Origin of the sequence: Leptothermofonsia sp. ETS-13, assembly GCF_049200465.1 — a bacterium.
Taxonomy (GTDB): domain Bacteria; phylum Cyanobacteriota; class Cyanobacteriia; order Leptolyngbyales; family Leptolyngbyaceae; genus Leptothermofonsia.
In genome coordinates this window covers 5,359,500-5,379,737 of record NZ_CP120836.1, presented here as the reverse complement: position 1 = coordinate 5,379,737, position 20,238 = coordinate 5,359,500, and the positions used below count along the sequence as shown (strand labels likewise).

The window sequence follows — 20,238 nt, the reverse complement described above, 5'->3', positions numbered from 1 at the left end:
TGGAGTGAAGATATAGCATGCCCCCAGGTTAGGACAAAGGATAGGTACCGCTGCCCCCCTACCACCGATCACCTGACACCTGACACCGCTCACCATTCATTCCCTCCATCAAGGATTCACGCTGAAACAGGGTTTCCAATCCATAGTCTCCTCTCTCAATCGCAATAAAAATGAAAAATTCCTGTACAAGTTCTGGTTGATACCAGCCTTTTGCCGTTTCTTCAGCAATGATTTCTAGTGCCCGCGAGTGGGTGTAGGTGGGCTTATAGCAGCGATCGTGGGTCAATGCATCATAAATGTCCAGAATTTGAATCACCCGTGCCAGGAAGGGAATCTGCTCACCGACCAGTCTATCGGGATAACCTGAACCATCCCAGTGCTCGTGGTGGTGCCGGATAAGTAGAAGCACCCGCTCCATTGGAAACAAGGAATGGCAAATCTGCTCTCCAAGCAAAACATGCTGCTTCATCACTTCCCACTCTTCGGAACTGAGTTGTCCCCGCTTAAACAAGACGTCAAATGGAACCCCAACTTTGCCAACATCGTGCAGATAGCCGCCCCACATCAGGGTGTGAATATCCAACTCGGAAAGGTTGAGATATTCGCCAAAGCTTTTGCTTCGAATAGCTAACCGTTGGCAGTGTTCACGAGTCTCCGGATCGAGGTTCGCGATGGTTCGCGTGATGGCAGAAAGGGCTTTTGCAGCTTCATCTAGATCGGCTTGCAGAAAGGTGGTGGAAGAAGGGGGAGTAATGCGGTTAATCAGCATAGTGAGACTTGATCAAAGGTGGGCTTGGCGTTATCGATTTTGCCGTCACCTCTACCTACCTCTTGCACGAGGGAGGTTATGCAATTGTTCTTGACCAAATTGATTAAGTAGGGCTTGCTGAGGAAGCCTAGAAGGTTTATGAGAATTGGAGTCCAACAGGATCAACCCTTGATAAAATGCCGGTAAAAGCACTGTAAACCGCTGAAAACCTTGCATCCCCCTCTCCGATGTCGCGTCGTTCTCCCCCCGGACACCTTGCATTTGAGAACTTCTACCTGCCGTTTGGTGGCAAACTGTCTGGGGAAGACCGCTGGGTCAAGCTAGCGGCGCAGATGCCGTGGGAGCCATTTGAAACGGAGTATGCAGGGCAACTAAGTGAGAGCATGGGTGCCCCCGCCAAATCATTTCGGATGGCCTTGGGAGCGTTGATCATCAAAGAACGTCTCGGTACCAGTGATGCAGAAACGGTCGAACAGATTCGCGAAAATCCGTACTTACAGTACTTTCTAGGCTTGTCGGAATACCGTGATAGGGCGCCGTTTGACAGTGCGATGCTAGTGCATTGTCGCAAACGGTTGACGTTAGAGTTGGTGGAGCGAATCAATGAAGCCATCGTCCTAGACACTGATGAGTCGTGCCAAGCTCAAGCTTAGATTGATGCGGATGAGCATGAGCAGGAGGAGGATGACGATGCAGATCCTCCTCCCAATCAAGGACGATTAATCATCGATGCAAGTTGTGCGCCTGCGGACATTTGACCTGCCCGCTCAGATTGAGCGGTTTCAGCAACGCTTTGGACACTATCCCAAGTCCGTTCATGCTGACCAAATCTATCGCTCTTGGCCCAATCGGACCTACTGTCGCGAGTGGGGCATTCGACTCAGTGGTATAGCGATAGTCATTATGGTTAGGATGAGGTACAGGGGTGGAACCCCCTCCACCCGCGAATCTATCTTCAATTTAATTTTGTCCAGTGACTTAGTTATTGATTAATCTTAGAGATGCTGGAAGTCGTGTTTCACATCTGTTGTTTTTATTTGTAGAGACAATCCATAGAAGGTCCCTACAGAATCCCATACAAGTTTAGAACATTACCATGTCGAAAACGTTTTAGAGTTTTAGATTTGAAAGCCCTTGTTTTACCGCATCCCAAAACAGCTTTATCTCTGGCTAGCAGTGCTCATCTTTGGTGCTGCAAGCTCAGTCACGCGCAAGCTGACGGAATTGGGCGCACAGAATTCTGTTGACGGGCACAACCCTATTTCCCTTTGCAATGTGTTGTTTGTAGGCAATCTGTGCGCTCTCATCGTTTTCATCACACTATTCTGGCAACAATGGAGTTGGAGTAACCTGAAGCAGCTATCTCGTAAAGAGTGGTTGGGGTTAGTTGCCGTGGCACTTTTTTCTGGGGCATTGGCTCCCAGCCTCATTTTTCAGGCTCTTGCCACAACCAACGTGAATGGAGTGGTGTTGGTGGGCAGGTTAGAGCCTCCTTTAACGTTGGCGCTATCGGTCTGGTTGTTGGGTGAATGGGTCAACCGATGGGAGGTGGCGGGGGCGATCGCATCGTTCATCGGTGTAGCTCTTACCATCCTCTTCCAACCTTCTACTGCACGAATGCTGAACATGGGTGGATTCATGATTGGTGTTGGAGAGCTTTTAACTGCCGCAGGAGCGGTTGCCCTTGCCGTGGCAACTATCCTTGGTAAACGCTACCTTGGTCGTGTGCCTCTGGGGATTTTCAGCATCTTTCGCACAGCTTTGGGAACCGTAATTTTCTTTTTCACCGCATTGTTGCTCTTCGGCAAAGACCACTTTATGGAGGCGTTTTCCCCTTTCCTCTGGAAGTGGATGCTGTTGTATGGAACCGTGATTGTTGTTATGGGGCAAACATTTTGGGTAACTGGTTTACGCGCCTCAACCATTTCAATGGCTTCGTTAGCTGCATCGTTTACGCCCATCGCAGGTATTGCAGCTGCCTACCTTCTTCTCGGTGAAACTCCTACTCACGCCCAATATATTGGCGGTAGCGTAATTTTGATGGGTATTTTCCTGAGCCACATTGGGATTCAACAGAAGATGCCTGTTACTGCTGCAGAAAGCCGTGTGCAGTCTACTTCCACAGAACGAGAAATCATTCGTGCTATCGGTTTTAAGGGAATTTGAAAAGCAAGTGATCGTGCAGTATTCACGTCCATCTACTGCCGCTGCGTTTTGCGGTCAGGCTGAGAACTATCTTCAACGTAGTTTTATTTTCAACTGACTCAAAAGATTGCGAGATCTGTTTAATTGATCTTGTTTAGTGGCACTAAGCTTTAGCTCTGATTCACGTACTGCTGCAACCACGATGCTGGCAATTTCAGCCCTCGGGCAATTCCGGCCAACGGAATCTTCTCCAAATAGTAAGCGGTCAATCATTGCGATGCTGTCCGGTTTGCGCCGTTGCCATTGGGGGTTCTCGACAAATTGAAGCTCATAATCGCGGCATTTTCCTAATCGCGGCATTTGTAGTTTTGTTTACCCCGTCGGGTGATTCCATTTTTCATGTCGCGTGGTTCTATTTTTCATGATGTCGTCTGAGCCGCAGTTGGAACATCGAAGGAACGAAGGGATACTTGATATATGAGATGAACATTCGCAGTGATTCTCTATTTTATCTACCCTTTACGAAAGGGCATTACCCCCAAAGCTTTTATATACGGTTCATTTTCATGAATCATTTAGGACTGCTATAACTCTATTCGGGTGCATTAGGACATTGGAACTAGAGAGGGAGTGGGGGCTTCGCCCCCAGCCAGGGGTTCCACCCCTGCACCCCGTCCTAACCATAATGACTAACGCTATACACTCTGGAACGCCTGTCTGGAGGAGTAGTGATCGATAACTGGATAATTGCTCCTGCATCGTAGAAGTTCCAGAGGCGGCGAGGATAGAGATCCGCTCGCTCAGGAGTTGAATCAGGGTCTGATCAATCTGTCACAGCTTTTCAGAGATGGTGATATGAGTTACGCAGCCTTACAGATTTCCCCGCAATGCCTGTTCTCGCTCCAGGGCAATGAAGAGAGATTTGAAATTTCCGGCTCCAAACCCGCGTGAACCATGACGTTCGATGATTTCAAAAAAGAGGGTGGGACGATCGCCAATGGGTTTGGTGAAAAGCTGCAACAGATAACCATCCTGATCGCGATCGACCAGAATTCCTAACTCTGCCAACTTCTCAACTGGGACATCAATCTCTCTAACCCAATCTTCCAACCCTTCGTAGTAGGTTTTGGGAATGGGAAGAAACTCTACCCCAGCCTGTCGGAGCTGCGTCACGGTATGGGCAATGTCATCCGTTGTTAGCCCAATGTGCTGAATCCCTGGCCCGTTATGAAATTCCAGATATTCATCAATTTGAGATTTGCGCCGACCTTTCGCTGGCTCATTAATATTGAAAATGGTTTTGTTACCATTCTGCAAAACCTTTGACATCAATGCAGAATATTCTGTAGAGATGGCATGTTCATCAAAGTGCATTCGCACATCAAACCCCATCGTCTTGACGAAAAACTCAACCCAACGGTTCATAGTGCCCAGTTCTACATTGCCAACCACGTGATCAACGCTTCTGATACCAATTGAAGAAGTAGTTGCTGAACAACGAGCGACAAAACCAGGTGCAAAGTTATTGGGATAGTGGGTGCGATCCACGAATTTAATCACTACATCTCCAAAAGCGCGAATTGCAGAGTACTTTAATACGCCATGTTCATCTTCATGTTCAGTGGGTGGAATGGCTCCAAGTGCACCTCGTTCAACTGCCTGTTTGTAAGCGTTGACTGCATCCGGAACTTCCAGAGCGACGATCGCGATCGTGTCTCCATGTTTCAAAACGCTTTGAGAGATCAGATGGTCTGCACTCATGGCCGAACTAATGACAAAACGAACATCTCCCTGTTCCAAAACATAGGAAGTAGTTTTACGTTCACCGGTTTCCAATCCACGATAAGCAGTATTTGTAAATCCAAAACATTTAGAATAAAACGAAGCGGCTTGTTTAGCATTACCAACATAAAATTCAAGATGATCCAATCCTTCAATTGGGCAGAATTCGTTCATTTGAGTTCTCCTAGCAGAAGTGCTGAATAATGAAGGGAATAGTTTAGGAAATAATCTATCCAGAATAATTTTTTGAAAAGCACTCAGGTGATAATGAGTTCTTAATGTATTCTCAGTTTTCGAAGATCTGCCAGTGTATCTACGTAGTCTTCATATAGAAGAAGTACATTATTAAGATTTAGCTTCGGTAAACCAGGAGCAGACAGCGCCAACTTGCAAAAAAGCTAGTGTTGCAAACACTAATTTTTTGTTTGCAATATGGGGTTTGGGGGCTTCGCCCCCAAACCAGGGTGGAACCCCTGCACCCCCAACAAAACTTTCATTTTGCTGTACCAGTAAGTAGTTAAGATGGAATTCAAAAAGGGTGACCCGGAGTCCCTGGAGACGGCAATTTGGTTGAATCCCAGTATTATTACGGTGATATCATAAAAAATTACACAAATGACACGAGGGATCCCTTTACTCTGCCAGACTCTTAATATTCAGCAGTCAAATTATGTTTTTCTAATAAACTCCCCGAATAAAAACTGGCTGTCCTGAGAGAATTTACGCTAATCTTTTAGCCTTGAGCAACACGATCAGTCGCTTCTACTCGTCATTCATCTGTAGTCTTTCGGAGAACTTCGTAGGTTTTTCTTTTGAAAAAGCTTTATTATTTGCTTCTACAATAGCTAACACCAGTTTGATTTGAAAACAGTGCAAATCCGACCCCTTCTGGCCTCGCCTTGGCAAGGGGGAGATAGGAGATGGTGGGGTAATGTGCAAGGTTCATCACTTAAATCGGTATAACAAATCGGTATAACTATAGCGATCCTTCTTGAAATTTGAACGGAGTGCAGGGGTTCCAATCCCCTCGTTCACAAATAGCTTATGAACGCTATCAGTAGGTAGTCATCATTAATTGGTAAAGGGGGTTCACCCCCGAAATTATCCTTAATTTAATCGCGCCTGGCTACTTAGCCTGTTTTCATTCGTGGCCTATTTGCAACATTCGTGGCCTATTTGCAATTTATCCTTGCCAGAAGGATCAAAACTATCGCCGCTAAACCAATCACCCTGCCCCATTAGCGTGACTTCATGTCCGAAATTGCGCTCTGTGCCAACCCGGCGATCGCCTGGTCCGTTGCTTTGGGTAGGTGGTAGTATTTTCCACCTGCTTTCTGTGCCAGTTCCCTGGCAAACCCGGTGGAAATAAATTTATTCTCCGTATCGATCACCAGCAACTGAATATTGAGGGCACGAATTTTAGCGGCAATATCCAGCAGTTCAGCTTTAATGTCTGGCTTTTCCCCTTCGGGAATGGGTTCACCCAGCGATCGCGCCAGGGGAACATTGCCGCGCCCATCGGTAATGGCCACAATCACCACCTGACCAATATCCCCCGATTGTTTGGCGTTCATGCCAACCCGCACCGCTTGAGTCAGCCCATGGGCCAGGGGAGAGCCGCCGCCGCAGGGAAGCCGATCCAATCGTCGTTTTGCCGCTTCAATCGAGCGGGTTGGCGGCAATAATACCTCCGCCTGTTCTCCCCGAAATGGAATCAGCGAAACCTGATCGCGATTCTGGTAGGCTTCGGTCAACAGCCGCAAAACTGCTCCCTTGGCTGACTGCATCCGGTTAAGCGCCATCGAACCGGATGCATCCACAACAAAGACGACTAATGCTCCGGCTTTCCGTGCCAGTCGTTTCGTCCGAATATCGCCTTCTTCGACGAAGACTCGTTTGCGAGTGGGAGTAGGGAAGCCGTTACTGCTCCCTGCCCGCTCTCGACGAGCCTTTTGGTAGGGGGCTGCTGCCCGCAGGGTTGCATCGACGGCAATCCGACGAACTTTTCCCCTGGGCAGCATGGGTTTGATGTAGCGCCCCCGGTCTTCCGAAAAGATCAGTGTGCGACTGCCTGACTTGCCCTGACGGGTCGCCATTTGAGCAAAGTAAAGGACTTCGGGGTCAAGCAGAACCCCTTCTGCATCAAAAACAAATTCCTCTGGAATGGCAGGTGGTTCCTGGGACTGGTCTTCCTCATCTTGCTTGTCTTCTTGGTCGTCCTGCTCCTGTTCAGATTGATCCTCTGGTGGTTCGGGTGGGGGCGGAGGCGGGGGTGGCTCCTGTTCTGGTGGGGGTGGAATGATGATGGAACGGGGGATGATGACCAGTTCCACCGCCCGCCGTAAATCCTCTGCATTAACTTCGGTGCGTCCTTCTAAAGCAGCATGGGCTTTGGCTACCCGGATGGCAAACAGCTCTGCTCGATGCCCCTGCACACTACCTCGCACCGCTTCGGTGACTAGATATTCGATCTGCTCTGGCTGAATTTGCACATCCTTGAGCCATTCCCGCGCCAACAGGATCTGGGTTTTGAGGGTATCGATGTCTTCGCTGTACTGGGCCAGAAATTCTTTGGGCGAGTCGGCATAGCGGGTAACTTGCTCAACGGCCTGAACGCGTTCATCAATCCCCAGTACCCGGTCGGCGGAGAGGGCGATCGCAATTCGGTCCAGCAAATGATTTCGCAAATCCCCTTCTTCCGGGTTGTAGGTTGCAATCAGCAGTGGCTTACAGGGATGTTGAAAGCTAATGCCTTCCCGCTCAATCTGGTTGCGGCCATCGGTCAAAACGGTTAGCAGTAGATTCGCAATCTGGTCATCCAGCAGATTGATCTCATCCACATACAAAACCCCCCGGTGCGCTTCTGCCAGCAAGCCCGGCTGAAAAACCGTATCTCCCTTCTTGATTGACTGGCTGACATCCACAGAGCCCAATAATCGATCTTCCGTCACCCCTAGGGGAATTTGCACAAACGGTGCTGGAATAATCTCAGTCGGCACGTCAGCCACAATATCACCTTCGGCATTGGTAAATCGTTGCAGCGTCTCGTCATCCCATTCTTCGGGCAAATTGGGATCGCAGTTGAGAGAGCCTTGCACAATTTCAATTGGCGGCAGAAGGGCGTGAAGGGCTCGCGCCATTACGGATTTTGCCGTTCCCCGCCGTCCAGCAATTACCACCCCACCCAATCCCGGATCCACTGCCGATAGGAGCAAAGCCAGCTTAATTGCCTCCTGCCCAATGACGGCAGTCAGAGGAAAGGCGAGGGGGGTAACGAGGGCGGCAACTGCTGACATGAGTCCGGTCTAAACTTGCTCCAAATCCCAGCATAGCAGGGGAAGGGTACGAGCATAGATTCGGCCTGAAGAATAACCTATCCCAGGAGTGATTGCCGCAATCTCCTATCAATGTGTTAAATTTCTGGGAAACAACCTGAGCCAGTCAGCTTAATTTGTCTCTTGCTAAGAACGTGTGAGGCTTGCGTAAGAGATGAAGCGGAGGACCCAAACTTTGGGGCGTACTCAGTTGATTTTGGATTCGCGGTTTCCAATTGCTTTGAAATCTCGAATTTAAAACTGCTGGGGGGGCATCTCTCAGCCCTAGCCCGTCAGCTAACTCCGTCAGCATTGAGGGAGGACTGAGGAGTCAACATTCCACATTGGTAATGCTTCGGCTCATCAGTGTCTCTTGCCGGGGACTGCTCAAATGACCTGCAACCGACACTGAGGAACTGAATAATGATTTTCTAAATGAATCTGGCTGCGGTCTTTGCCGCAGTGATTTAAACCAGTTGGAAAAATTCCAAAGCGTTATTGGCGCGAGATACCGTTATTCTGCCTGCCCTCGGCTTTTTAGGCATTATTTTGCTCTGGTGGGCGATCGCCCTGTTCCGGCGAGAGTTGATGCCCACACCGTTTGAAGCTTTGGTCAACAATCTGGACTTTATTCTGCATCCCTTTTACCAGCGGGGGCCAGGGGATTTAGGCATTGGCTGGCTCTTGATTGCCAGTTTGCGACGGGTGCTGATTAGTTTTTTACTGGGGGCACTGGTTGCCATTCCGGTTGGGTTTTTGATTGGGATGTCTCGCCCTATGATGCTGGCGTTGAATCCGCTGATTCAAATTCTCAGGCCGGTATCGCCCTTGCTATTTTCAATCTGGCCGATCCTTCTGCCATCTTCGTCATTTTCATCACGTCGCTATGGCCGACCATCATTAATACCGCCTTAGGGGTTTCTAGCGTTTCCCAAGACTTTATTGATGTCGCCCGCGTACTGGAAATGCCCCGCTGGCGCCAGATCTACAAAATTATTTTGCCTGCCAGTCTGCCTTACATTTTTACTGGCTTACGGATCAGTGTGGGAATTGCGTGGCTGGTGATTGTTGCTGTGGAAATGCTGACGGGGGGAATTGGGATTGGCTTCTTCGTCTGGGATGAATGGAGCCGTTTGAACCTCAGTTCGGTGTTTCTGGCGGTGTTGGTGATTGGTCTGACTGGTCTATTACTGGATTTTGCGATCGTCCAGATCCAGGCACTGGTCACCCACCGCCGCCCCGCAACTTCAAATTCTTAGGGATTAGCGATTGGCTGTTAGCTGGTGGCTACGGCGATTAGCATCCACTCTACCCTGATTGATTGCTACTCTACCCTGATTGATTGCTACTGCAACATCCAAGCATATCCAGTCATTAACGATGAGCCAACCGAATTGGACACGACGAAAATTCATGCTGGGGATGGGGGCAACAGCCGCTATTGGTGCATTTTCGTCCTGCCAGATTCGGGCTGATCGCTCCGCTCAGGGCTTGACCGAAGAAGCGAGAGCCATTCAGCCTGTGGTCAAACCAGGAGACGTGGATTATCCGGAAAAGCCGGATATCACTGTAGGCTATGTCCCCGTGAATGATTGTGCTCCGTTTGCGATCGCCTGGCAGAAAGGGTTCTTCCGTAAATATGGACTGAACGTGCGTTTGAGCCGGGAAGCCAGTTGGGCCACATCGCGTGATGGCATTATTTTTGGACGGTTGGATGCTGCACCCGTTGTCTCTGGTGCAGTCAACAACGCCCGGATTGGAGCCGAGGGAGCCCGCCATGCCCCCTTGTGTGCGGGAATGACCATCCACCGCCACGGCAACGCCATGACCATGAACAAAACCATGTGGGATTTTGGCCTGCGCCCCTGGTACGAATACAACGGCAACCTGGAAGCGTTCGGCCAGCAGTTTCGCGACTTTTTTGAAAGCCAGCCACTGGAAAACCGGGTCTGGGCCGTGGTCCTCAGTTCCTCAATTTATGAATATTTCATTCGCTACATTTCCGCCGCCGCTGGAGTAGAACCCGATAAGGAATTTCGCATTATCATCATTCCACCGCCGCAAATGGTGACCAATGTCCGTATTAGGGCCATGCAGGGTTACATGGTGGCCGAGCCCTGGAATACCCGCGCCATTACCGGCAACGCAGGGGTTGGATTTACCTTTGCCCAGGGTAAGGAAGTCTGGACTGGGCATCCCGATCGCTGTTGGGCGTGATGGAACCGTTTATCCAAAACTATCCCAAAACCTACCGTGCCCTGCTCAAAGCCATGATTGAAGCCTGCCAGTATTGCAGCAAGCCGGAAAACCAGGAAGAAGTGGCCCAACTCATCACCAATCGCTCCTTTACGGGCGCAAGACCCAAAACAGGACCGATTGATCAATTCACACGCCCAGCCATTTTAGGGGAATACAACTATGGTGGCTTTGATAGCAAAGACCGCACCGTGAAATCAGAAGACACGACCATCTTTTTCGACTTCCCCAGCAACCTTCCCAAACTGCCTGGAGAGCACTCCACTTTTCTGTGGCGATCGCACAGTATCTGGCTCATGACCCAGGCCGCCCGCTGGGGACAGATCAAAGAATTTCCCGCCAATGCCGAAGAACTGGCCACAACCGGATGGCGAACCGACCTCTATCGCGAAGTTGCCGCCGATACGGGAATCGAATGCCCCAAAGAAGATTACAAAGTTGAAACTCCCGAAGTGTTTATCGATCAAAAAGGCTTTGACCCCAGCGACCCAATCGGTTATCTCAACAGCTTTGAAATTCGGGCAAACCGCCCAACTAGGATTTATACCTATAGCCACCAGGCTTAGGACGGGGTGCAGGGGTGGAACCCTCTCCCCTCTCCAACTAACAACCCCTACCCTTACCCGTTACTCCCCGCACTCATAGGAGACATCATGGTGAAATCAACATTGCACTCCGCCAGCCTTTACTCTAAAAAAGCGACTGAATCTGAGTTTTTGAAGATTGAAAATCTAATGAAAGCCTATCCAACTCCCGATGGTGGAGCATTTGTTGTGTTGGATAATGTCAGCCTCGATGTACAGGAAGATGAATTCGTTTCATTAATTGGGCATTCCGGTTGCGGTAAGTCAACCTTGCTCAAGATTGTGGCGGGTTTGGAGCGGGCAACTTCTGGCCTGGTGACGCTGGAAGGTAAGGAAATTCGCAAACCGGGGTGCGATCGCATGATGGTTTTTCAACATTACTCTTTGCTGCCCTGGCTGACGGTGCGCGAGAATGTGCGGTTGGCGGTGGATGAAGTCCTCGAAGGGCTCTCCAGCAGCGAAAAAGCTCGCATCGTCAATGAACACCTGGCAATGGTGAATTTGACAGCGGCAGCGAACAAATATCCCGATGAAATTTCAGGTGGTATGAAACAGCGGGTTGGTATTGCCCGCGCCCTTGCTATTCGACCGAAGATGTTACTAATGGATGAACCGTTTGGTGCCCTTGATGCCCTGACACGCGGCAAATTACAAAAGCAGGTACTGGACATCTGGGAAAGCCATCGTCAGGCGGTCATGATGGTGACCCACGATGTCGATGAGGCGATTTATATGTCCGACCGAATCGTTATGATGACCAATGGACCATCCGCCCAGATTGGCGAAATTTTGGAGGTGCCCTTCAGCCGTCCCCGCGATCGCCAGCAGTTGCGAGAATCTCCCGAATACTACGACTTGCGTAATCATGCACTCAGCTTTTTAGATCACTATTTCAATAGTGATGAGGAATGAAGGAGAAACAACCAGATCTCGGCGTTGCTGAAAAGCAGTGTGAATCGAAACGAAGTTTCGAGCATACAGCACCTATTTCATACCCAAATTCAGCAACGCCCAGATCTCACCCCAATAGACTAATGACGATCGCAGACCTCCTGGATTAGAGTGTAATCGGTTGTTTCCGCGCTTGCCCCTGTTCATGCATCTGAGATTTTCGCAAGACCTCGCAGCCCTGTTAAAACTGCTGGCAGAAAAACCATTGACTCTGCGAGATATTACGGCGGAAACTTCAGAACGCGGGTTTAGCCTCATCATTGGTTTGCTGGCTCTCCCATTTTTGCTGCCCATGCCACCGGGGTTTGCTGGACCTCTGGGGTTTGGCTGTCTTATCCTGGCATTGCAAATGGCACTGGGGCGCAAATCTCCCTGGCTCCCAAAGCAAATTGCCCAACTCAAATTCCCCAACTGGCTGGTTCTCAACCTGCTCAACACCTTGCAACGACTAACCAGCTTCCTGGAAAAAATTGCCCGGCCCCGATTCCGTTGGCTGGCTGAGAGCCATCACATCTGGCAGCTCAACGGCATCTGTATTGCCTGGCTGGCTTTTCTATTGATGTTACCCATCCCCTTTACCAACCCAATTCCGACGGTTGGTATTTTGTTGCTGGCAGTTGCCACCTTAGAAGAAGATGGCCTGCTAATGTGTATTGCCTATGGCCTGACGATCGCCATTACTCTACTCGTCATTGGCATTGCCTATGCCCTCTGGATCTCACCCACTCTAATCCAAAACCTGTTTAGCTGATTACTCAAACAGCTCAAAGGGGTTCCCTGATCTTTAGGGTAGGAGAGAAAAGCATCGCTGCCTTTTCCTCTCGTAGAACCCAAAATTCTGCGATTTGGATACGACTAATTGGCGATAGGCTATAGGCTGGGAATCTTACCCAAACCGGATTTTCCCTCGCCTATTGTCCGATTCATGTCGATCGATTTCAGAAACACGAACCTCATCTGGACTTCTATCCTGGCAGAAACCCTACACTTGTTAGGGTTGACCACCGCTATCGTTTGCCCTGGGTCGCGCTCTGCACCGCTGGCAATTGCCTTTGCCAATCATCCTGAAATTGAAGCCATTCCAGTGCTGGATGAGCGCTCGGCTGCCTTCTTTGCTCTGGGGATAGCTCGCCAGAGCAAACTTCCAGTCGTGCTGGTTTGCACCTCAGGAACTGCTGGGGCAAACTTTTATCCGGCGGTGATTGAAGCCCGGGAGAGTGGGGTTCCTTTACTGGTACTCACAGCCGATCGCCCCCCAGAACTAAGGGATTGCAATGCAGGGCAGGCGATCGATCAGCAAAAGTTGTACGGCCATTACCCAAACTGGCAGGCAGAACTGGCTCTGCCGTCGCTGGAAGGATCGATGCTGGCCTACTTGCGACAAACTGTCATCCACGCCTGGGAGCGATCGCTCTATCCAGTTCCTGGTCCGGTTCATCTCAATCTCCCCTTCCGAGACCCGTTGGCTCCCCTGCCCCAACCGGAAGCCGAAGCACTTGCCAAAACCTTTGATCAGGAAAACTTTTTTGCTGCCGTAGTTTCCCTTCAACCAGCCCCCGTCACTCTTCCCCCTACCCCCTTACCGACCCTCCCCTCCTTTCCGCCCCACGGTCTGATCATTGCAGGCCCAGTTCAACCCCCATCGCCAGAACACTATTGTCGGGCGATCGCCCACCTTGCCCGTACCCTCGGCTATCCCGTCCTGGCAGAAGGGCTTTCCCCTCTGCGCAACTACGCGAATCTCAATCCCAACCTCATTTCCACCTACGATCTGATCCTGCGAAATCCCACCCTGGCAGAGAAATTGCAACCTGAGGTGGTGATTCGATTAGGTGAAATGCCTACCAGTAAACAATTACGCACCTGGCTGGCAACCATTCAGCCGCGTCAGTGGGTAGTGGATGCCAGTGGGCGTAACCTCGACCCCTTACACGGCAAAACAACCAACCTGCACCTGTCCATCGAAGCCTTTGCCAAACTCATTCCCAAATCTACCAAACCCTCCAGTTCCTATCTGGAACTCTGGCGAGTCGCTGAAGCCCAGGCTCGGCGGATACTAGACCAAACCATGGCAGAAACAGAATTTCTATTTGAGTGCAAAGTTGCCTGGCTCCTCTCAAAGGTTTTGCCCCCTGAAACGCCCCTGTTCATTAGCAGCAGTATGCCTGTACGAGACATTGAATTTTTCTGGGCACCCGGAAGTTCAAAAATTAAACCCTTCTTCAACCGAGGCGTCAACGGAATCGACGGCAGCCTTTCCACCGCGCTGGGAATTGCTCACCGCCAGCAGAGCAGCGTTATGCTAACTGGCGATCTAGCACTCCTGCATGACACCAATGGTTTTTTGCTCAGAAGTCGGTTCTCCGGCCACCTCACCATTGTGCTGATTGACAACAACGGAGGCGGCATTTTTGAGATGCTCCCCATTTCACAATTTGAACCCCCCTTCGAAACCTTCTTTGCTACTCCCCAATCGGTCAATTTTGCCCATCTCTGCACCACCTACGGCATCGAACACGAGCTGATTACTAGTTGGAACCAGCTAGAGAGACGACTCAAATCCCTGCCTTTAGACGGAATTCGAGTCCTGGAAATTCGTACAAGTCGAAAAGCAGATGCGCTTTGGCGTCAGAATAATTTAGAGGCATTTGCCGCAGGTTTGACTACTTAAACTGCGGAGGAGCCAGAAGTTAGGGGTCAGGAGTCAGGAGGGGAAAGGAGTGGATAGGTGGATGGGTGGATGAGTGGATAGGTGATGGAGTGATGGGTGATGAATGGAACAACCCTTTACCCTGGAGTTTGTCAATTGTTTTGTGGCAATCCTGGAAAGGGGGACAAGGGAATCAGGGTTTCAAGGAGTCAGAGCCCCGTTTCTAGAACACCCCCATTTCTAAAACACTCTTAAGTTTTCCCCAACCCCTCATCCCTGGCCCCTTAGTTCCCAGTCCCTGGTTCCTGCCTCCTGCTCCTCATTTCCCTATCCTCTTCGAGCTCCTGCCTCCTGGCTCTGACTTCTTTCCTCTTTCTTCTTTCCTCTCTCCTCACTTCACTAATAACTTTCACTAATAACTTAATAACTAACAACAATCCGTAACTCCCATGCATATTGATTGGCAGGTTGCTAAGACTTACGAAGACATCCTTTACCACAAGGCGGACGGAATCGCCAAAATTACCATTAACCGTCCCCATAAGCGCAATGCGTTTCGCCCTAAGACCGTGTTTGAGCTGTACGACGCTTTTTCCAATGCCAGAGAGGACACTCGCATTGGGGTGGTGCTGTTTACTGGGGCAGGACCCCACACAGATGGAAAGTATGCTTTCTGCGCGGGGGGGGATCAGAGTGTCAGAGGATACGGGGGGTATGTGGATGAAGAGGGGATGCCCCGTTTGAATGTGCTGGATTTGCAACGCCTGATTCGTTCTATGCCGAAGGTGGTGATTGCGCTGGTAGCGGGATACGCAATTGGAGGGGGGCATGTTCTGCATATTCTTTGTGACCTGACGATCGCCGCCGATAATGCCATCTTTGGGCAGTCCGGCCCCAAGGTGGGTAGCTTTGATGGTGGGTTTGGGGCCAGCTACCTGGCACGCATTGTGGGACAGAAGAAAGCCAGGGAAATCTGGTATCTCTGTCGCCAGTACAATGCCAAACAAGCACTGGAGATGGGTTTAGTGAATTGCGTGGTACCAGTCGAGCAGCTTGAAGCTGAAGGAATTCAGTGGGCCAGGGAAATTTTGGAAAAAAGCCCGATCGCCATCCGTTGCCTCAAAGCCGCCTTTAACGCTGACTGTGACGGCCAGGTTGGACTACAGGAACTCGCCGGAAACGCAACCCTGCTCTACTACATGACCGAAGAAGGAGCCGAAGGCAAACAAGCCTTTCTGGAGAAGCGATCGCCGGACTTTCGCCAGTATCCCTGGCTTCCGTAAGGGTAGAAGTTGTTAGTTGTTAGTTGAGTGAGGGGTGATGGAGTGATAGGGTGAAGGTTCCTCACTCCATCTCCCATCCCCCCATCCCCTTCACCTCCCACACCAAACCGCCTCCTCTGTCATGGAAATCTCAATTTACGAGCTTATATATCGGTTCTTACGATAAGTAAAAACTTTTCAATCTAATTACTAAGCACTTTACGGATATTCCTGGATTTTGTGCTTTTTCAAAAGTAATTCCCTGCTCAAAATATTGATAGAGAATTTTCTGTTGATAGCTTACTCAAAGGACCGTTTTTGTCCACGAGTAGGGCTATTTGTCTAACTTCTAACCCTCTTAACGCTGTATATAGGGTTGATTTTTAGAATAGTTCCTTATAAAGGAGGGAATTGTCTTCAGTTCAAAGGTGATTAGCTAGCATACTAAACACTTGGATAAAGAGGAGCTACCTGAGATAAAAATCCTGATAGAGTTACTTTTCAAAGGCTTTGAAACAGTAATTGATTGCCTGATCCCTAAAAAGTAAATTTTGTTTTCATGGTCTTGATTCTAATTCGGAGTTTGCTATTGTTGTAATTGAAGCTAACAAGCTTCCCTGGCAGATGAACAGCCAAGTCCACGTTAGTTAAAGAGGTAAAAAGAGCTGTTTCACTTAATATCTGTCTCGTCGAACCACAACAGCATCCAAGTCGAAACTTGATATTTCTCCAGCTAGTAGAATGGGAGCTCTGAAGCTGATTGGTTTGTGTTTTCATAGAGTGTGCAATCAGTTCATCTCTATATACAATAGGTGAAGGAGGGGAAATCACTCAAGGAGTAGGAAGTTGGGTGCTGTTGTAGTTTTAAACCCACGAGGCAGAGTGTGTAATGGCTATTATTGCCCTGAAAGCCTGGTATCTCCAGGAGTATGAGCCGATCAAGGAGTTAGAAAAACGCCCCCATGACCTACGCTTGAGTAAGAATAGTTTGTTGAAATCAGGACTTAGGGCTGATTTTTTGAATGATAGTGAAGAAGTAAAGCAGTCAGTCTGGTTTCAACGCTATTTAGAGGGGGAGCCTGTTGAATTTTATATTGAAGGAAGCGGTGGTTATATCATCGCCAATATTGATTTGTGTAGCCACGAGATTTACTTTTCAAAACAGGATGGAATGGCTCATTTAGAGCCAATTATCTTTCTCTGTTATCAAAACGAATTTGCTGAGTCCAGTGAGATTTTGCGCGAAGAATTGCAGAGTTCGATTGATAAGTTGAATTCGCGATCGCGTCTTCCTCTCACCCTCAAAGAATCCCATCGCCCCACGGATGGTCCCACCCGTCTTAATAGCTCCCTGATGCGATTGATTCGTCAAAGCCTTCTGTTTATTGCAGATGGGACAGCGATCGCTCAAAACAGTGGCTCTCCCCCCCAATTGATTCCCAGTCCCAGAGTGTGTGTTGAGGTTGGTTACGCGCTTCAGTGCAAGCACAAAGAGCAAATTCTACTGATGCAGATGGAGCGGCCAGACATGCCTGGCTTTTTCCCGTTCGACCTGCCCAGTCAAAATCGATTGGTGTTTAAGGATCGGGCGCAGCTACGCAAATCCCTATCTTCCCTGGTGCAAACCCATCTCCAACGATTTAGTTTATTCTCGTAAATCAACTAATAACGATATTTTCAAACCTTTCCTGGGAAAAGTGAGTTCATTGAACGAGACTGCGTAGATAATTGTGAAGGTCATACAGGCAAGGGAAACGCGCTATGACAGGAAACATCAATCCAGCCCAGGGAAACAGTGCGGCGACCAGTGGCGAGCAAAAAAGAAGCAAATATGCCCGGACACCGACCGAGTATGCTGTTCACATCTTAATTCAGGGAGGGCACCGGGAAGAAGTCCGTTTCTCCACGATTCAGGATTTCCAGAAGTGGTACAGTGGCGAGTTGATGCCCAAAGCCACTTCCCATGACTTTATTACGGTGCCGATCAAAAACATTCAGGGAGAGTACATGGTGCTACGCCCTTCCAGTGTGTTGGGGATTCGGGTAGAGCCGGTGTACAGCTCAAGCGTGGAGCGGTATTGAGCATCTGTGACCTGGTTGGAATGAACGGATGGGGATTGTGAAGTGGAATGGGTTTTGGGGGCTGACCGCAGCGGTTCTGCTGGGAACTGCATTACCAACCGTCTCCCAAATTAAGCCTGAGGTTCAATCCCAGCCTTTAACGGCTTCTAAACCACTGGTTAGGGTTCAGTTGAGCGATCGCCCTGGCGTAGATGAGCAAATCTGGGGCTGGGGAAAGAGATCGGGCGATCGTCAGGCTTTGCTGGCGGCGGTTGATCACAGTTTGCGCTACTTGCAGACCGCTCGTGCGGCTGAAGATTACCGTCGGTATTTGATGGCAGGCATCACTCGTCAACGCGTTGAACGAAGTTTGCGGCGGTTCCGGCAGTTGCTGCTCTACACGCGATCGCCTGCTGAGTTTCAATCAGCGATTGAACGGGAGTTTACCTTTTACCAGTCCACTGGTAAAGATGGTCAGGGGACGGTTTCCTTCACAGGTTACTTTGAACCTGTTCACCTGGCCAGTCGCAGACCGGATCGCCAGTTCCGCTACCCCATCTATCGCCAGCCCCCCGACCTGTCAGGGTGGAAACGACCTCACCCTACGCGATCGCAGCTGGAAGGAGTAGATGGGTTACAGTTCTCTCAGGGCAAGCTACGCGGGTTGGAACTGGTCTGGTTGCGCGATCGCCTGGAAGCTTACCTGATTCAGGTGCAGGGGTCTGCCCGCCTGCGCTTGACCGATGGCACCACAATGACTGTTGGCTATGCAGGGCACACCAATTACCCCTACACCAGTCTGGGTAAGGAACTGGTGAAAGCAGGCAAGATCCGGCAAGAAGAATTATCCTTGCCTGCCGTGATCCAGTACTTCCAGAAAAATCCAGCCGACCTGGATGTTTACCTGCCGCGCAATCAAAGGTTTGTGTTTTTTAAGGAAACGGGTGGAATGCCTGCAACGGGAAGCCTGGGAGTTCCGGTCACACCCGAACGCTCCATTGCAACCGACAAGACCCTCTTTCCTCCCGGTGCGCTGGCGTTAATTCAGACCCAAATTCCCTATCTCAATGAGACTGGACAGTTAGAACAACATCCCGTTACCCGCTATGTACTGGATCAGGACACGGGTGGCGCAATTCAGGGGCCAGGACGGGTTGATATTTTCATGGGAACGGGGAAAACGGCGGGCGATCGCGCCGGTCTGATCAATTCCCCTGGCAAACTTTATTACCTGTTGCTGAAGTAACTTCAGAACTTTCCATCAAAGTGAGAGCAGTTATCAATTGGCAGCGAACTCAGTGATTGACTAGGATTAGAGAAAATTTGGCATCGCTTGAGCTACCAATCGCTTGAGCATTTAAGTCTGGTCAGGAATTGATCGGCGATCACGACAGTCTGCCCCTATGCCCAACCAAACCAGCCCACCACCACTCAGTGTTTTCATCTCCTACTCCCACAAAGATGAAGACCTGCGAGAAAAACTGGGTGATCATCTGGCGAACCTGAAGCGCCAGGGAAAGATTCAAGTATGGCACGATCGCGCGATCAAAGCGGGAACCGAACGGGACGCGCAGATCAAACACTAGCTTTGAAGCTGCCGAGGTAATTCTGCTACTGGCTATGATCTGGAAATGCAGCGAGCTATTCAGCGCCACGATCAAGGTACAGCGCGAGTTATAGCAGTAGTCATTATGGTTAGGACAGGGTACAGGGGTTCCACCCCTGGCTGGGGGCGCAGCCCCCACTCCCTCTCTAATTCCAATGTCCTAACGCACCTGCGTAGAGCTATAACATGGGAGCCGCACAGTTAAAACTGGAACAGTATTCAGACTCCTTGACCAACAACCAAACCGCATTAGAAATTTTTCGAGAGATTGGTGGTAAAGCTGATGAAGCCAAAGCTCTCATAAATTTGGCAGAACTCCATCAACAATTAGGCGAGAGTGCAGTGGCGTTAGAGTATTGTCAGCAGGCGTTGGTACTCTCCACCCAGCTTGGCATTCCCCTCCAGAGAGTGTGAACCCCTTATAGCACAATTGAACCATTCAGCAGAAGAGGGTAAGAGCGAATAAATTGGAAGATTGAAACAGCACAGCAGTATTTTCTCGAAATTGTCAGTGCAGCTAAACAGAATCCACAGCTAATTTATGAACACAACCATCCGGTTGCGGGTTTGTCAAATTTTTTGTGGCAATCCTGGAAGGGGGAGGGAGGGAATTAGGGTTTCAAGGAGTCAGAGCACCGTTTCTAGAACACCCCCCGGGTTGCTGCTGTAATTCCCGCTGAACTGTTTCAAACGTTTCTTACATGGTAAGCAGAACAACAAGACCATTCATTAGCTCATGCCTTTACTGAACTCCGTCAACTCTGTGTCGAAGAAGACTACAGCCTTGAGATGCCCATTCGTTGCGATCGCCCTAACCCCTTTACCGGAATGTCCGCATGATCTACCTCTGTGGCAGAT

General features: G+C 49.7%; 17 protein-coding genes, 1 pseudogene and 1 riboswitch. Of the genes and pseudogenes, 15 read left to right on the top strand and 3 right to left on the bottom strand.

Features of this window, described 5'->3' with window-relative positions:
* Positions 1 to 58: 58 nt before the first annotated feature.
* Complete coding sequence (locus P4D80_RS24505; protein WP_421656662.1) at positions 59 to 769, bottom strand: HD-GYP domain-containing protein; 711 nt, start codon at positions 767 to 769, stop codon at positions 59 to 61.
* A 227-nt stretch (positions 770 to 996) separates the two neighbouring features.
* Between P4D80_RS24505 and P4D80_RS24500 the strand changes: the two are divergent.
* Positions 997 to 1,366, top strand: a pseudogene (locus P4D80_RS24500) (transposase); the annotation flags it as partial.
* A gap of 537 nt (positions 1,367 to 1,903) precedes the next feature.
* Positions 1,904 to 2,935, top strand: a complete 1,032-nt coding sequence (locus P4D80_RS24495; RefSeq protein WP_421656661.1) for a DMT family transporter — start codon at positions 1,904 to 1,906, stop codon at positions 2,933 to 2,935.
* Positions 2,936 to 3,784: 849 nt separating this feature from the next.
* Here the strand turns inward: P4D80_RS24495 and hppD are convergent.
* Together hppD and bchD are read right to left on the bottom strand one after the other, a co-directional pair.
* A complete protein-coding gene (gene hppD, locus P4D80_RS24490) occupies positions 3,785 to 4,870 on the bottom strand; it encodes a 4-hydroxyphenylpyruvate dioxygenase (protein ID WP_421656660.1) in 1,086 nt (361 codons plus the stop codon).
* Between the two features lie 1,064 nt (positions 4,871 to 5,934).
* A complete protein-coding gene (gene bchD / locus P4D80_RS24485; protein ID WP_421656659.1) occupies positions 5,935 to 7,992 on the bottom strand; it encodes a magnesium chelatase ATPase subunit D in 2,058 nt (685 codons plus the stop codon).
* 169 nt (positions 7,993 to 8,161) lie between these two features.
* Positions 8,162 to 8,336, top strand: a riboswitch (cyclic di-AMP (ydaO/yuaA leader).
* 172 nt (positions 8,337 to 8,508) lie between these two features.
* Here bchD and P4D80_RS24480 point away from each other — a divergent pair.
* The 13 genes from P4D80_RS24480 to P4D80_RS24420 all read left to right on the top strand — a co-directional run bounded on the left by P4D80_RS24480 (position 8,509) and on the right by P4D80_RS24420 (position 19,794).
* Positions 8,509 to 8,925 (top strand): hypothetical protein, encoded by a 417-nt coding sequence (locus tag P4D80_RS24480; RefSeq protein WP_421656658.1) that lies wholly within the window; start codon positions 8,509 to 8,511, stop codon positions 8,923 to 8,925.
* On the top strand, positions 8,832 to 9,269 hold the full coding sequence (locus tag P4D80_RS24475; protein WP_421659599.1) for an ABC transporter permease subunit: 438 nt from the start codon (positions 8,832 to 8,834) through the stop codon (positions 9,267 to 9,269). Before P4D80_RS24480 ends, P4D80_RS24475 begins: the two co-directional genes overlap by 94 nt.
* A gap of 121 nt (positions 9,270 to 9,390) precedes the next feature.
* Positions 9,391 to 10,227 carry an ABC transporter substrate-binding protein gene (locus tag P4D80_RS24470; RefSeq protein WP_421656657.1) on the top strand — a complete coding sequence of 279 codons (837 nt, stop codon included), beginning with the start codon at positions 9,391 to 9,393 and terminating at the stop codon, positions 10,225 to 10,227.
* Positions 10,227 to 10,832, top strand: a complete 606-nt coding sequence (locus P4D80_RS24465) for an ABC transporter substrate-binding protein (protein WP_421656656.1) — start codon at positions 10,227 to 10,229, stop codon at positions 10,830 to 10,832. Before P4D80_RS24470 ends, P4D80_RS24465 begins: the two co-directional genes overlap by 1 nt.
* An 87-nt stretch (positions 10,833 to 10,919) precedes the next feature.
* Positions 10,920 to 11,762 carry an ABC transporter ATP-binding protein gene (locus tag P4D80_RS24460; protein ID WP_421656655.1) on the top strand — a complete coding sequence of 281 codons (843 nt, stop codon included), beginning with the start codon at positions 10,920 to 10,922 and terminating at the stop codon, positions 11,760 to 11,762.
* A gap of 184 nt (positions 11,763 to 11,946) precedes the next feature.
* Positions 11,947 to 12,552, top strand: coding sequence for an exopolysaccharide biosynthesis protein (locus P4D80_RS24455; protein WP_421656654.1), 606 nt, complete (start codon positions 11,947 to 11,949; stop codon positions 12,550 to 12,552).
* A gap of 174 nt (positions 12,553 to 12,726) precedes the next feature.
* Positions 12,727 to 14,472, top strand: a complete 1,746-nt coding sequence (gene menD / locus P4D80_RS24450; RefSeq protein WP_421656653.1) for a 2-succinyl-5-enolpyruvyl-6-hydroxy-3-cyclohexene-1-carboxylic-acid synthase — start codon at positions 12,727 to 12,729, stop codon at positions 14,470 to 14,472.
* Positions 14,473 to 14,900: 428 nt separating this feature from the next.
* Positions 14,901 to 15,734 carry a 1,4-dihydroxy-2-naphthoyl-CoA synthase gene (gene menB, locus P4D80_RS24445; protein WP_421656652.1) on the top strand — a complete coding sequence of 278 codons (834 nt, stop codon included), beginning with the start codon at positions 14,901 to 14,903 and terminating at the stop codon, positions 15,732 to 15,734.
* A gap of 868 nt (positions 15,735 to 16,602) precedes the next feature.
* Positions 16,603 to 17,370 carry a hypothetical protein gene (locus P4D80_RS24440; RefSeq protein ID WP_421656651.1) on the top strand — a complete coding sequence of 256 codons (768 nt, stop codon included), beginning with the start codon at positions 16,603 to 16,605 and terminating at the stop codon, positions 17,368 to 17,370.
* 104 nt (positions 17,371 to 17,474) lie between these two features.
* Entirely contained in the window at positions 17,475 to 17,795 is a 321-nt protein-coding gene (locus P4D80_RS24435; RefSeq protein WP_421656650.1) for a hypothetical protein, read from the top strand.
* Between the two features lie 28 nt (positions 17,796 to 17,823).
* Complete coding sequence (locus P4D80_RS24430) at positions 17,824 to 19,020, top strand: murein transglycosylase A (protein WP_421656649.1); 1,197 nt, start codon at positions 17,824 to 17,826, stop codon at positions 19,018 to 19,020.
* A gap of 157 nt (positions 19,021 to 19,177) precedes the next feature.
* The gene (locus P4D80_RS24425; protein WP_421656648.1) at positions 19,178 to 19,360 is read left to right on the top strand and encodes a hypothetical protein; all 183 of its coding nucleotides are present in this window, start codon (positions 19,178 to 19,180) and stop codon (positions 19,358 to 19,360) included.
* A gap of 206 nt (positions 19,361 to 19,566) precedes the next feature.
* Complete coding sequence (locus P4D80_RS24420; RefSeq protein WP_421656647.1) at positions 19,567 to 19,794, top strand: tetratricopeptide repeat protein; 228 nt, start codon at positions 19,567 to 19,569, stop codon at positions 19,792 to 19,794.
* Positions 19,795 to 20,238: the final 444 nt, after the last annotated feature.

Bases quoted from the DNA above. Each gene is read 5' to 3' on its own strand.
- hppD (WP_421656660.1), bottom strand. From the start codon at position 4,870: ATGAACGAATTCTGCCCAATTGAAGGATTGGATCATCTTGAATTTTAT.
- P4D80_RS24425 (WP_421656648.1), top strand. From the start codon at position 19,178: ATGCCCAACCAAACCAGCCCACCACCACTCAGTGTTTTCATCTCCTAC.
- P4D80_RS24465 (WP_421656656.1), top strand. From the start codon at position 10,227: ATGGAACCGTTTATCCAAAACTATCCCAAAACCTACCGTGCCCTGCTC.
- P4D80_RS24455 (WP_421656654.1), top strand. From the start codon at position 11,947: ATGCATCTGAGATTTTCGCAAGACCTCGCAGCCCTGTTAAAACTGCTG.
- bchD (WP_421656659.1), bottom strand. From the start codon at position 7,992: ATGTCAGCAGTTGCCGCCCTCGTTACCCCCCTCGCCTTTCCTCTGACT.
- P4D80_RS24440 (WP_421656651.1), top strand. From the start codon at position 16,603: ATGGCTATTATTGCCCTGAAAGCCTGGTATCTCCAGGAGTATGAGCCG.
- P4D80_RS24420 (WP_421656647.1), top strand. From the start codon at position 19,567: ATGGGAGCCGCACAGTTAAAACTGGAACAGTATTCAGACTCCTTGACC.
- P4D80_RS24470 (WP_421656657.1), top strand. From the start codon at position 9,391: ATGAGCCAACCGAATTGGACACGACGAAAATTCATGCTGGGGATGGGG.
- menB (WP_421656652.1), top strand. From the start codon at position 14,901: ATGCATATTGATTGGCAGGTTGCTAAGACTTACGAAGACATCCTTTAC.
- P4D80_RS24505 (WP_421656662.1), bottom strand. From the start codon at position 769: ATGCTGATTAACCGCATTACTCCCCCTTCTTCCACCACCTTTCTGCAA.
- P4D80_RS24460 (WP_421656655.1), top strand. From the start codon at position 10,920: ATGGTGAAATCAACATTGCACTCCGCCAGCCTTTACTCTAAAAAAGCG.
- menD (WP_421656653.1), top strand. From the start codon at position 12,727: ATGTCGATCGATTTCAGAAACACGAACCTCATCTGGACTTCTATCCTG.
- P4D80_RS24435 (WP_421656650.1), top strand. From the start codon at position 17,475: ATGACAGGAAACATCAATCCAGCCCAGGGAAACAGTGCGGCGACCAGT.
- P4D80_RS24430 (WP_421656649.1), top strand. From the start codon at position 17,824: ATGGGGATTGTGAAGTGGAATGGGTTTTGGGGGCTGACCGCAGCGGTT.